Consider the following 12,885-nt stretch of genomic DNA (forward strand, 5'->3'; position numbering starts at 1 on the left):
CCGCTTGCACGTCCGCCGTACGGAACCGCAGCTCCTTCACCCAGACGCCCAGGTCGTCGGTGCGGGTGCTGGTGGCGCTGGTGCGGGTCTCGGTGATGGGAGTTCCTAGGCAGGTGCCCTGCCAGGAGCGGGAGACGACGCCCACGATCTCGGCGGTTCCGCCTGCTTTGCGCAGGACGGGGGCGCCGGCGTCGCCCGCGCACACCGGCTTGCCGCTGGCGAGGGTGCTCTCGAGGGTGGTGGCGGTGACAGCGGTGGCGGTGTGGGTGCCCTTGCCGAGGAGGCGGCCCTCCCAGGTGCTCGTTGATCGGCCGTAGCCGGCAGCCTCGAGGTTCTCGCCGGAGCCTGGGGCGGTGGTGGCGAGCTTGGCGGTGGTGATGCCGGTGACGGGCCCGGCAAGGCGGGCCAGGACGAGGTCGCGGTCGGTGCGAGGCACCACCTCGACGATGTCGATGCTCGTGCCGCTGGTGGTGTTGTTGAGGTCGGTGCGGCCGACGGTGACCTTAGCCGAGTCCTTGGGGGCTCCGGCGGTGACTGTGCTCAGGTTGTCGGGGGTGTCGGTGAAGCAGGAGGCGGCCGTGAGTACCCACCGGGCGTCGACGAGGGAGCCTGAGCAGAAGCGCTTGCCGTTGCCTATGTCGATCTTCGCGGCGTAGGCGAAGGCTGCGTCGTTCGGCTGGACGGCGGGTGCCGGGCCGGTCGAGCCGGTGATCCGCAGCTCGAGCAGGACGGCGGGGCTGTTGGGGTCCACCCCCTCACCGAATGCCTTGTTCGTGTTGGCGGGGACGTCGAGGGTCTCGGTGGGCCTCTGATTGACGGACAGGCTCGCGCGCACCGAGCGGCCGACGGTCTTCACAATGTAGGCCTGGGGGAGGCTGAGCGCGACGTAGCCGGAGTCGTAGGGCGCGTCGAAGCAGACCATGTCCAGATCGGTCGGGTCCGGGGTGGTGGCTCCGACGCGGATCTCCCAGTTGCCGTCGGCGCAGTCCACGAGGTTTACGCGGCCGTCGCCGCGGGTGATGGTGATGCCGCGTTCGGCGAGGATCCCGGCGGCGCCGGGGTAGGCCAGGTTCTCCACCGCGACGGGCGGGGCGGGCGGGGTGTCGGCGGTGGCGCGGGGGGCCGCGGACCAGCCGGTGGCCACGAGCCCGAGGGCCGTGGCGAGCACCACGGTCCTGCCGTGCGGGCGAGCACGGAATCTCATGTCTTTCCTTCCCTTATGTCCGGATCCGACTCTTGCTTTACCGTCAAGAGCTGCGCAAAACGGACACTGGATCATGTCTTCGAGCACCTTAGTCGATATTGCGCAATGAATACTCTTGTATGATCATCGGCGGCGATCGGTCCGGCATTTTTCCAGGTCAGACACCTCATTGGCACTGCCATGCCATTTTCAGTGCGCATATCCGTCCCCGATGAGCGGTTTCCCCGGTGCGGGGGACCGCTATTTCCGCATTCCGTTCAAAGAATCCTGAAAGGAGTTCGCCGTGAGTTCAGGCGCAAGTAGGCCGCGGTCGTCGAGAGGAGGTGCGCGCTTCCGCTGGCTCGCCCGCGGGGTACTGCCGGTCACACTGCTGGCCTCTCTGCTGTCCACCGCGCAGGTCGCCTCCGGCGAACAGCCCGCGCCGCCGCCGCTGTCGGATCGCGGGCGCGTGCTGAAGGCCTGGCGCGAGGGCGGCCCGTCGGTGCGCGCCGCCGCAGAGATCGCCCTGGCCGGTACCACGGACCAGGTCCGTCTCTTCCTCGGCGCCCCGGACAACCCGGCGGGCGGTGAACTCGCCACCGCCGAGGCCGCCGACAACCGCCTCGCCGCCGTCGAGATGGTCACCATGGCCGGCCCGCGCGTGCGCGTGGCCGCCCAGGGAGCCCTGAGCAGCGGGGACGCCGCAGTCGCCGCGTTCCTCCAGAACGGCTACAAGGCCGCCCTGGAATCGGACCAGCGCCTCCTGACGACCCAGATCGGCGAAGCCGGCGGGCCCCGCACCAAGGAGGCGGCCTTCGCGGCGGTCGCCCAGCCTGCGGCACAGTTGCGGGCCTTCCTCGAGGACGGCCAGTACGCCGCCCGTGAGAGCGATGACCGCCTCAGGCTCGTCCAGGTCACCGAGGCGGGCGGCCCGGCCGTCAAGGCAGCCGGCACCCTCGCCTACGACGGCACCCTCGAGGAGATCCGCGAATTCCTCGACGTCGGTCAGCACGTCGCCCGAGCCCGTGACCAGGAATTTGCCTCCATCGCCGAGCTCGCCAAGCAGGCCGGCGAAGCAGGCGACCAGGCCGACCGGGAGAAGGCCGCGGCTGTCGAGGCGTCCGAGCGCGCCCGGGTCTCCGCCCAACTGGCGAAGGAGGCCGCTGAGAAGGCCGCAGCCGAGACCAAGGCCGCCAAGGACGACACCGCCCGGGCCGAGGCCGCCGCCAACCGCGCCGCCGAGGCCGGACGCCTGGCCGGCGAAGCCGCCACCGCCGCGACCGCTGCCGCCGCACGCGCCAACAACGCCGCCAAGCTCGCCGCCTCGGCCGCCTCCCAGGCCGCCGGCGCGGCGATCAAGGCAGGGCAGGCCGCCACCCGTGCCCTGAACGCGGCAGCCGCCGGCAAGAGGGACGAGGACGCCGCCGCCGGCGCCGCCAAGGCCGCCGAGCTGTCCGGCTTCGCCGCCAGCGCCGCCGCCCGCGCCGCCAACTCGGCCCAGCAGGCAGCCATCGCCGCCGAGGCGACCAAGTCCGCCGAGGCGAACATCACCGCCGCGAGCAACGCCTCCGACGAGGCCGGCGGCTACGCCAACCAGTCGGGAGCCGCCGCAGGCAAGGCCCGCCAGGCCGCCTCCTCCGCCCGCAAGGGCGCCACCGAAGCGGCCCGCCAGGCCGGCGCGGCCGCATCCCTGGCCCACCAGGCCGCGGCCCTGGCCACCGAGGCGGGCAACGCCGCCACCTCCGCGTCCCAGCGAGCGGCCCGCGCGGCGGAATCCGCCCGCGACGCCACCGCGCACGCCGGCAACGCCCACAACGCCGCCGAGCAGTCCGCCGCTCACGCCGCCGGCGCTCAGCAAGCCGCCAACGACGCCAACGACGCGGTCGCCAAGGCGGAGCAGATCCACGCGCTCGCCCAGGCCACCGAAGCCGAGCAGCGCACCGCCCGCACCGCCTCCGCCACCCTGCGCGCCGAACAGGCCAACAACACCTACCAGCGCAACCTGCGCGCGGCGGACGCGGCCAAGGCAACCGCCCAGCGTCTGAACGCCGAGTCCGAGCAACTGGCCCAGCAGGCCGCCCAGCCCGGCACCCCGTCGGCCACCGTGGTGGCCAACGGCCGCAAGATCGCACTGGCCGCGCTGAAGACCAAGGGGCCCTGGAGCAAGGCCGCCGCCGAGTACGCACTGGCGGGCAACGACGAAGCTGTCATCGACTACGCCCTCACCGGCTGGAAGCAGACCCGCGAACAGGACGCCCACGTCCTGACCGAGCAGATCGCCGCCAACAGCCCCTACGAGAGCGTGCGCACAGCCGCCACCGCCGCCCTGGCCGGCGACCCCGCACAGCTCGAGGCCTTCACCGTCACCGGCCAGCACCAAGCCGCGCTGAGCCAGTACCGCGTCAAGGTCGTCCAGATCGCCGAAGCCGGGGGCCCCCGGGTCAAGGAAGCCGGCTACGCCGCCTACGACACCAACACCCTCGAGTCGCTGACCACCTTCCTCTCCGTCACGCAGTACAGCGCGAAGGAGAGCGACGACCGGCTGCGGATGGCACAGCTCCAGCAGGCCGAGGGGCCGGAGGTGAAGGCCGCGGCAACCGTCGCCTACGACAGCCCGCTGCCGGCGCTGGTCGAGTTCCTCGACAGCGGCCAGTACTACGCCGCGCGCCTGGACGAACTGGCCGCATCTCACGTCGCCTCCGTCGAGAATCTGATCGAGGGCGCGCGTCAGGCCGCCGCCTGGGCCCGGCAGAGCGCCTCACTGGCATCCCAGGCCGCGGCCGCCGCGGCCGGCTCCGCCTCGCAGGCCGAAGCGGCGGCGGCCGGCGCCAACCAAGCCGCCGGCGAGGCCGCAGCCGCAGCCCAGAAGGCACAGGCCGCCGCCAGCCGGGCCCAGGGGTCTGCCGACAAGGCCGCCGCCGCCGCGAAGACCGCTCGAGCGGCCCAGGACAGGGCCGCGAAGAGCGCCGGCGCTGCCCAGTTGTCCTCCCAGCTGGCCCAGGGCAGTGCGGCTGCCGCCCGTGCGTCCGCCAACACCGCCCTCGGCGCCGTGGCGGCGGCCCGCACCTCGGCCGAGAACGCCGGCAAGAGCCGCGATGAGGCCCAGGCCATCGCCACCACGTACCTCACGGCGGCCGTCACCGAGGCCAGGCAGAAGGCCGCCCAGCAGGTCGAGTCCGAAGACGCCTTGTGGAAGGCGTTCGCCGCCCAGCAGCAGGCCAAGGCGGACGGCGGTGCCAGCTGGTACGACTACCTCTCCACCGGTGGCCACCTCGCCCTCGACTTCGCCGGCCTCGTCCCCATCGTCGGAGACCTTGCCGCCGACGGTTCCAACTGCGTCTGGTACCAGGGCGAGGTCCTCGCGGGCTACAAGGGCACCACCGGCGAGGACATGCTCCTGTCCTGCATCAGCATCATCCCCGTCGTCGGCTACGGCAGCGCCGTGATCAAGTTCTTCAAGTGGGGCGAAAAGGGCTCAGAGGCCGCAGGGGACGTTCTCTCCTGGATCAAGAGCAAGAACCCCTTCGCCAAGCCCAAGCCCCCGGTCAAGCCGAAGCTGCCAGCGTGCCTCGACAGCTTCCCCACCGGCACCAGAGTGTTGATGGGCGACGGCACCGCCAAGCCCATCCAGGACATCCGCCAAGGCGACAAGGTCGCCGCCGCCGACCCCCTCACCGGGGAGAGCGGGCCGCGCGAAGTCACCAACACCATCTACACCCCCGACGACCGCGACTTCACTGAACTCACCGTCACTGCCCTCGACGGCAAGACCTCGACGATCACCTCCACCGACCACCACCCCTTCTGGACCGTCAACACCGGGCAGTGGACCGATGCCCGCGACCTCGCCGCCGGCGACACCCTGCGCACCGACACCGGTGCCACCGCCCAGATCGCCTCCGTCCGCCACTGGACCGGCCTCGAGCCCGCCCACAACCTCACCGTCGACGACCTCCACACGTACTACGTGCTGGCCGACGACACCCCCCTCCTTACCCACAACTGCATTAAGCTCCTCAGGGGCGTCTGGGACAATCTTCCGCGCTGGACCCAGACTAATAGAACCACATGGGGACAGGTTCTTCTGCCAAATCCAAAGAAGAATGGCGAACTAGAGCCTTTCGGATCCAGCTTTCCCAGCGGCTCAAGCCGCGACACTGATTCGATCAATAGATATTTGATGGATGAAGTCCAGGGTATCGAAAAGCCCACGGGTGGGGCGCAGCATCCGGCAGCCACTCACGTCGAGACCAAGCTCGCTTGGAACATGGCAGAGAAGGGTGTTGACAATGCCACGGTGGTGATCAACCATCCGACCGGCCCCTGCCCGGGCGTTATGAGCTGTCCGGTAGTAGTTCCTGAGATCCTGTACGATGATCAGTCACTCACGGTTCGGTGGCTCACTGAGGCGGGGACGTGGGGGGAAGCAACATTCAAGGGCAAGAGGCCGAGGAAGAAGAAGTGATCCTAGAGATCCAGTGCGGAGATGACAGGTTCCGCCCACAGAAGGACGAGTATGGAGAACGGCTCATCTCTTCACTGATCGATCGCTTGACGCCGCCCAGTCCTCGCCATCCCGGAGATGAACTGTGGTTCTCCATGAGGGATGAGGATAGCGGACAGGCGGTCAGCTTCCTTCGGGTTGCGGTCAACAACGCGACCGGATATGGGGCCCTCATCTGGTCACCCAACGGAACCGCATGGAAAACTGGGGGAATCTACGATTCCGTCTGGATTTCCAATGCAGACAAGGCCCCCGATGGGGATCCGGAACTGGTTTCAGATCCCGGATATCCTCTCTATCATGACCCCGCTAGCGCGATCCCAAAGAGCCTTGCTCGCGAGGCGATAAGTGAATACTTCGACAGTGGGACTGGTGAGCGACCGGAATGCATCTCCTGGACGAGAGGGGAAATGAACGGCCAAAGGGCTGACCGGCCTCCAATTGTGCAAGATGTCACCGACCTCGAGCCGGACTGGGATTCTTTCGGCAAGTAGCATGAAAGCCGATGCGCACACATTTGGCGTGTTGACCTGACGATATCTGGCAACAATGGGGTGGGCAGCCTCTGCGGCTGCCCACCCCATTTTCCGCAATCCACCGTGACGGAACCTGGCCGCTGCGACAAGTCGCCCTGCCGTGTGGCGGGTCGGTGATCGGCTGGGCAGTTGTGTTGTTGGGCTGGGGGTTGATGGGTTGGTTGAGAAGGATTCGGGCTGTGGTGGGGTCGGGTTCCGGGGTGTGGGCGGGTTCTGGGGTTGTTGCCGGCTGGGTGTCAGAGTGGGTTTGACCTGTGGGTTTTGGTGGTTGGTTGAGAACTCGTGGATGGCGTGAGAAGTGGTGGGGTTTCCCGCTGTTTGGTTGAGAGCCCTTTATGTACCTGGGTGGACCCGGGCCGGCCGCGGCAGGCGGGCGGGCTTGGGGGTTCATCCGGTGTGGTGGCGGGTCCAGGTGGCGAGGAGGTCACCGGCCAGGGGTGTGAGGCGGGGTAGGCCGAGCGCGCTGGCGGTGTGGTCGAGGAAGGTGTGGACGGCGGGGTGCGGGCGGCCGTGGCGGGGTGGGGGGAACGGTGCGGTGGTGGCCAAAACAAGGGCGAGGGTGACGGTTTCGGGGTAGGTGACGGCGTCACGGGCCAGGAGTGTCCAGGAGCCGGTCACGGGCTGGACGCCGGGGTTGGTGGTGTGGAGGAGTCGCCGGCGGTGGCGCCAGCGGGCGGTGAGGGTGGTGTGGGTGGAGTGGTCGTGCCAGCGGGTGGTGATCGCGGCGGCCCAGGTCCACGCGTCCGTGGCGTCTGGGTGGCGTCGTAGGCGCTGGTGGCTCGTGTGGGCGCGGGGGAGTTCGGGGAGCGCGGCGGTACTGAGGTTGTGGTGGGGGCCGGCGGCCCAGCGGTGGTGCCGGGGGCAGAGCCGGGCGTGGTCGGGCAGGTAGGCCAGGGCGTGGCCGGTGGCGCCGTGGGTGCGGCGCAGGGTGCAGGTGGGGCAGGCCCGCACGGGCGCCTCGTGGGTTTCGAGCCTGCGCCAGGCGGCGTGGCCGCCGATGTGGCCGGCTCGTGCGGGGACCTGGGGGAGGGTGTGCAGGCGCGGCAGGGCGCGGGTGAGGTGGTGGTGAGGGACGCGGGTGAACGCGGCGAGGTGGTGCTGCGCCGTGTGGTCGAGATGGATCTCGGATCCTCCGGGTGACCGGCCGGGGCGGCCGGCGGTGGTGATGTTCAGGCCGTCCAGGAGGTAGGGCGTGGGCAGGTGGTGGGCCTGGGCGAGGCGGGTGAGCCAGGAGGCGGTGCTCTCCGCCGGCAGGGGCCGCACGTCCTGGGTGGTGGGCACGGGGGCGGCCAGCGTGGGGCTCGCCGCCCAGCCCGGGTGGGCGCTCACCTCGGCCCGGGGCCCCGGCGACCGGCCGGGCGGGTGGGGCGGTGGTGTTGTTCGGCGAGGTGGTCGAGGGTGATCGCGTCGAGGGAGGTCTTGGTGATCTTCTCGGTGCCGTCGACGATGGCGGTGATCGCGGCTTCGCGGATGAGGCGGGAGAGGCTGCCGATCCGGCCGGCGGTGCGCTGGTGGAGGTAGGGGGCGAGTCGGCGCAGGGAGCCGGGGCGGTGGTGTGTGAGGTCGAGGGCGTTCTCGAACGCGGCGACGGTGGAGCGGAACGGTGTCTGGTGGCCGTAGCGGGCGGGCAGGGGGTCGCAGTCGATTAGCGAGGCGCGCCCGGCGAGTTGGGCGCCGCGCACACCACTGAACAGGGGCGTGGTGGTGACGTCGACGCCGGCGTACACGAACGTGGCGGGCAGCCGTTCGGAGAGGTCTTTGAGGAAGTCCGCGGCCTCGGCGCCGCCTGTGGTGCGGGGGTTGAGGCGGTGGATCTCGTCCACGAGAACCAGGCTCACCCCCCAGACTGGTGTACATGCTGCACACGGTCGCGGTGAGCAGGGCCTGGGTCATGCGCGGGCCGACCGGCAGGCCGACGAAGCGGGCGAACTCGGCGGCCAGGCTCTTGGCGCTCGCTCCGGGCGGCACCAGGATGTACGCGACCGGCGCCCGCCCGGGGACGGGACTGTGGGACAGGGACCGCTGGTGCAACTCGTAGGTGCGCCCGACTTCCTGCAGGGCGGTGCTCTTGCCGGTGGTGGGCGGTCCGGTGACGATCAGCCCGGGCCGGGCGGTGCCGTCCTGGTGGCGCCCGAGCAGGGTGAGGGTTCGCACGCTGGTGGTGATCTGGTCCAGGGCCGGGGTGCGGACGACGACGAACCGGGAGTGGTAGGCCAGGCGCTGGGCGGCGCTGCGCCGGGGCTTGTCCGGGGAAGGCGGTGCGGGCCGTTTGCGGTCGATGAAGCGCCGCCATTCCTCCCAGGTGGTAGGCGTTGCGCTCCCGGCCTGGACTGCGGACTGACGGGCGGTCGGGGTCACCACTGCTGCGCCTCCTCGGCCGCGTCGTACAGTCCGAAGCCGGCGTCCCCCGTATCCGCGTCGTCCAAGTCGTCCTCGTCGTCCCAGGCGTGGCCGGCGTCGAGGCCGTCCTCGCCGCCCAGGGCCGGACTTCCCAGGGGTGGCACCGGCGTGGGCCACGGCTCGGCTGCGCCGAACACGGCCGCGGGCATCTCGGTCTCCCCGGCCGCCGTCCCGGCCCGGGCGGCGCCGGCCCGCCGCGGCCTCGGAACAGCCGGTCCGTGGCCGTCCGTCTGCTGCCCGGGGCCGGAGCTCTCCGGGGCGGCGGCCTGCTTCTGGCGCCTCGTCTTCCCGCGCCCTCGGCCCTGTCCGCCAGGATCCTCCACAGCACCACCGGGCCCGCTGGTGTCGTCGTGGGGGAGGGCGGCGGGTGCGTGGCGGGTGATCAGGGCGTGTTCGCGGGGGCGGGCGGTGCCGTTTCGGGCGCGGCGCAGGAGGTCGTCGAGGGACTGGGCGAGGTCGGCTTCGTGCCGGTCGCGGTCCCCGCGGCGGGCGACGGTGTCCTTGAGGTGCTGCCACAGCTGGTCGCCGAAGGGCTGGTGGACGTGGTCGGCGTGGATCCATGGGATGGGCGTGAAGACGCCGTCGCCGAGGCGGACCCAGATCCGGCGGGCGTCGTGGGGGTTGTGGTGGACCTCCCACCTGCCGGCTTGCGCGCTGGTGCCGGAGGGCTGGCCGCGGTAGTCGCCGAGTGCGGGGTGGTCGTAGGTGCGGTGGTTCAGGCGGATGCCGCGCTCGGTGATGGGCTTCCAGACCACGGGCAGCAGTTCGATGTAGTCGTCGCCGCTCAGGGGGAGCGGCACGTGGCCGGTGGTGCCGAGCATGGCGCCCCACATCTCGTTCGGGGTCAGGGCGCAGGCGGGCATCGAGGGGTGGCGCAGTCCCTCGGTGGGGCGGTTCTGCCACTCGACGGTGATCCACTGGTCGAGCATGTCCTGCAGCTGGGCGACGCTCCACACGGCCTCGCGCTGGCTGTCGGATCCGCGGCGCAGGACGTTGGAGCCGGTGTGGCCGGCGACGTGCTGGCCAAACAGGGTGTTGATGGACCCGAAGGCGCGCTCGACGTGCCCCTTGGCGGTAGGGCGCCGCGGCGGGGTGGGCTGCACGCTGATGCCCAGGCTCTCGCAGGCGGCCAGAAACGCCGCGGAGAGGAAGATCCGGCCGCGGTCGACGACCACGGTCTCCGGCACCACGACCGGTCGGCCCGCGGCGGCCTGCAGGCGCGGATCCGCGTCCAGGAGGTCCTCGTACGGCACGGGCGCGCGGGACATGGCCAGGGCGCTGGGCCAGGCGGGGCGCAGCGGGTGCGGGACGGCCATCTCGGCGAGCAGCAGCGCCGCGTCGACGGCCTTGGTGCTCGCCGGGCGCAGGACGGCGGCCAGGATGGAGCGGGTGGCGACGTCCAGCGCGATGGTCAGCTCCGGGCGGCCGGTGGTGCCGTCGGCGAAGACGGCCATGACGTCCAGGCGGGTGGAGTCGAGCATGACCTGCTCGCCCGGGCGCAGCGCCACCGTAGGCGTGAACGGCCGCCCCGGTGAGGCGGTGGCGGTGCGTGCGGGCCGGCCGGGCGGTTCGGCGGGGTCGGACAGTGCCTTCGCCAGCCGGTAGAACGTCGCCTGGGCCGGCAGCTTCATCACCCCGGTCCCGTACCGCTCGTCCAGCACCTGCCTGGTGAGCTGCATCAGCCCCTTCACCGTGCCTGTGGAGCGGCCGCGCTGGCGCCGCAGCGCCTCCAGCACCGCGGCGACGACCTTCTCGTCGGCGCGCCCGGTGCGGCTGACCGGCTTGGTCGTGCGGTGGTCGACCAGCCCCCACAGCCCCTGGCGCCGGTAGTTCAACCGCATCCGCTGCACGGTGCTGACAGCGACGCGTTCCCACCCCAGAGCGGTGAGCTCCGCGGCCTTGGCCAGCTCCCGCTCAGCCAGCGTGCGCGAGAGCGGGTCGTACTGCGGCCGCGGCACCCCCGCTGCGCCCTCCCCGCCGGCGAGCCCGTACTCCACTTCCTGGATGTGCCGCTGCCAGGCCAGCGCCTTCTCCTGCTCGCGCACCGGCACCGTCTGGAACAGCCCCCACTGCGGCACCCCCGCCTGCGGCCGCGCACCGGTCACCGCGAAGTCCGGTGCCGCCACCAGGTGCCCGGCCAGCACGGTTGCGACCTCCCCGCGCTCGCCGGCCAGCCGCACCACCTGCCCCTCCACCCCGACCACCTGCCACCCGCGCCCGTCGAAGACGATGTGCGCGCCCACCGCCAGCACCCGCCGGCCCGACCCGCCGCTCACGCCGCCACCCCCCGGCCCACCACGGTCCCGGCGTCCAGCGGCCGCTTCTCCAACCCCGCGGTCAGAGCGCCGGACCACAGCAGATGGAAGACCATCGGCCCCGCCCGCAACGGCACCCCCACCGCCGCGACCCCCTCCGCCAGCGGCCGCGGACACGCGAACGCCGCCAGCACCGCCTCACGCAGCACCCCGTCAGCACCGAACCGCGGATGCCGGTAGCCGGCCAGCCACCGCACATTCGCCGCCACCACCGGAGACGGCGGCTCCAGCCGCCGGTACACCCAACCCACCCCCTCACACACCTGCGCCAGCACCCGCGCCGCCCGCTGCGCCGCCGGCCCGCCCGGGCCCGCAACGGCAGGACAGTCGGCCAGCAGCGCCCCGCCGTCCGCGTAACGGGCGAACAACTGCGGCACCCAGGAACGCACCACTCCGTCCTCCTCGCGCCACAGCAGCCGCACCGGCCGCCCCGCCAGGCCGGTCACCGAATGCTTACGGTCCAGCAGCATCAACTGCATCCGCATTGCCATCGACCCGTGCGCCACCAGCCGCCCCGTCGTCGAGGACCACCACCAGCCCGGACCCCAGCTGCGCCCCGGCACCACCGGGAACGCGGCGACCGGCCTCAACTCCTCGAAGCGCACCTGCCCGGCCGCCCGCCCCAAGCGCTGCTGGACCACCTCGCCGACCACCGTGACGAAGCACGCCTCCACCCTCGCCGCATCCATCAAACCCACCCCTCACTGCAGAGACCCGCCGTCGGGCAGTCAAGTCCGTTGAGAATCCGGCAGATAAAAGAACGGACACCGTTCACTCCAACGAGTGCCGCATCTCTCGCCTGCCGTGCCTGTGCTGGACGTGCCGGGGCTCGATCGCGGGGAGCCGACGAAAGGCGAACCCGCCGTGGGCCGCCTCGACTCTTCTCCGCATCGCCGGCCCGGTGCGGCCAGACTCGATCGACCGTCACTCAAACGAGTGGAATATCTCCACAGTTAATGGAAATTATCCATCGAATATGGATATGATGCCCTCATGGTACTCAGTACGTTGGAAACGCTGCGGCTTACCATCGCCGCGATCCGCCAGCGCACCGGCGAAAGTCAGCGCGAGCTCGCCGCCGCCCTGGACCTGACCCAGGACAAAGTGTCCCGCCGTCAGTCCGGTGCGCAGCCCTGGACGCTGGACGAGGTCGACGCGCTGGCCGGCCACTGGGGGATGCGGCCGCTGGACCTACTCGCTGGGCCCACCCACGCCGCCCAGTCGCTGACGTGGCCGCCCGGCACCGCCGCCCCCCAGCCGGAGCCTCTGCCGGTGCCGGCCACCTTCGCCCCCGTCCCGGTTCCCGTACCCGCTCCGGTCGTCCCGGCCGCCGGTCCCGCCCCGACGACGACCACCTCGGCGGCGAGCACACCGGTCGCCCCAGAGGCCTCGGCCGCCGCCGCTGCTGCCTCGGCGGCCGAGCAGCAGTCCGTCGTCTCGGCCGCTCCGGTCGCTCCCGCCGCCGAGACCGGGATCGAGCAGTCTCCGGCCGCCGCTGCGCCGGCGCAGGCCCTGGCCGAGGCCTCCGGCGGGGGTGAGCAGCTGCGTGCCGACGCCGCGCTGGTCGGCACCCCCACCGCGGACTACGACCGGGGCCCGGACGGTCAGCCGGCTGTCCACCCCGCCGCGCCGTGCGTGCAGTGCGCACGCCCGGTGACCCACCGCATCGGCGGGCGCCCGCTCCACCTCGGCGGCTGGTGCACCCCCGACCCCGGGGTCGCCGAACTCGTCCGGTCCGCTCCGGCGGAGGCGCTCTCTGCCCTCGTTCAGGCCGCCGTGGCCGGGCAGCAGGCGCCCGCCGCCGCCCCGTCGACGACGCCCTCGACGACCGCCCCGGCGATGCCCTCGGCGGCTGACCTGTGACAGCCAAGCTGGACCGTTTGCCACCGAAGTTGGACTGATCGCTGTTTGTGTCATCGAAGTTGGATCACTGCATGGTTTGTGACA

Annotated in this window: 7 protein-coding genes and 1 pseudogene; 3 read left to right on the forward strand and 5 right to left on the reverse strand. The window is 71.6% G+C overall.

Annotated elements, in window-relative coordinates; translation table 11 throughout:
* Positions 1-1,204 (reverse strand): trypsin-like serine protease (locus tag ACIP82_RS37245; protein ID WP_400660124.1); only part of this gene is annotated, 1,204 nt, incomplete at its 3' end.
* A gap of 283 nt (positions 1,205-1,487) precedes the next feature.
* On the opposite strand from ACIP82_RS37245, the gene ACIP82_RS37250 reads away from it, so the two are divergent.
* Positions 1,488-5,648, forward strand: coding sequence for a polymorphic toxin-type HINT domain-containing protein (locus ACIP82_RS37250; protein ID WP_400660126.1), 4,161 nt, complete (start codon positions 1,488-1,490; stop codon positions 5,646-5,648).
* Positions 5,645-6,181 (forward strand): Imm1 family immunity protein, encoded by a 537-nt coding sequence (locus ACIP82_RS37255; protein WP_400660128.1) that lies wholly within the window; start codon positions 5,645-5,647, stop codon positions 6,179-6,181. Before ACIP82_RS37250 ends, ACIP82_RS37255 begins: the two co-directional genes overlap by 4 nt.
* A 429-nt stretch (positions 6,182-6,610) precedes the next feature.
* Here the strand turns inward: ACIP82_RS37255 and ACIP82_RS37260 are convergent, their stop codons facing one another.
* The 4 genes and pseudogenes from ACIP82_RS37260 to ACIP82_RS37275 all read right to left on the reverse strand — a co-directional run bounded on the left by ACIP82_RS37260 (position 6,611) and on the right by ACIP82_RS37275 (position 11,627).
* Positions 6,611-7,504, reverse strand: coding sequence for a TniQ family protein (locus tag ACIP82_RS37260; RefSeq protein WP_400660131.1), 894 nt, complete (start codon positions 7,502-7,504; stop codon positions 6,611-6,613).
* Between the two features lie 44 nt (positions 7,505-7,548).
* A pseudogene (locus tag ACIP82_RS37265) lies at positions 7,549-8,584 on the reverse strand (AAA family ATPase).
* Entirely contained in the window at positions 8,578-10,899 is a 2,322-nt protein-coding gene (locus ACIP82_RS37270; RefSeq protein WP_400660134.1) for a Mu transposase C-terminal domain-containing protein, read from the reverse strand. The pseudogene ACIP82_RS37265 and the gene ACIP82_RS37270 overlap by 7 nt, the downstream one beginning before the upstream one ends.
* Positions 10,896-11,627: a TnsA-like heteromeric transposase endonuclease subunit gene (locus ACIP82_RS37275; RefSeq protein ID WP_400660137.1), complete on the reverse strand. Its 732-nt coding sequence runs from the start codon at positions 11,625-11,627 to the stop codon at positions 10,896-10,898. Before ACIP82_RS37275 ends, ACIP82_RS37270 begins: the two co-directional genes overlap by 4 nt.
* Before the next feature lie 304 nt (positions 11,628-11,931).
* Here ACIP82_RS37275 and ACIP82_RS37280 point away from each other — a divergent pair, with 304 nt between their 5' ends.
* Positions 11,932-12,801: a hypothetical protein gene (locus tag ACIP82_RS37280; RefSeq protein ID WP_400660140.1), complete on the forward strand. Its 870-nt coding sequence runs from the start codon at positions 11,932-11,934 to the stop codon at positions 12,799-12,801.
* Positions 12,802-12,885 lie beyond the last annotated feature (84 nt).

Origin of the sequence: Kitasatospora sp. NPDC088548 (assembly GCF_044753005.1) — a bacterium.
GTDB lineage: Bacteria > Actinomycetota > Actinomycetes > Streptomycetales > Streptomycetaceae > Kitasatospora.

Bases quoted from the DNA above. Each gene is read 5' to 3' on its own strand.
- ACIP82_RS37275 (WP_400660137.1), bottom strand. From the start codon at position 11,627: ATGGATGCGGCGAGGGTGGAGGCGTGCTTCGTCACGGTGGTCGGCGAG.
- ACIP82_RS37280 (WP_400660140.1), top strand. From the start codon at position 11,932: ATGGTACTCAGTACGTTGGAAACGCTGCGGCTTACCATCGCCGCGATC.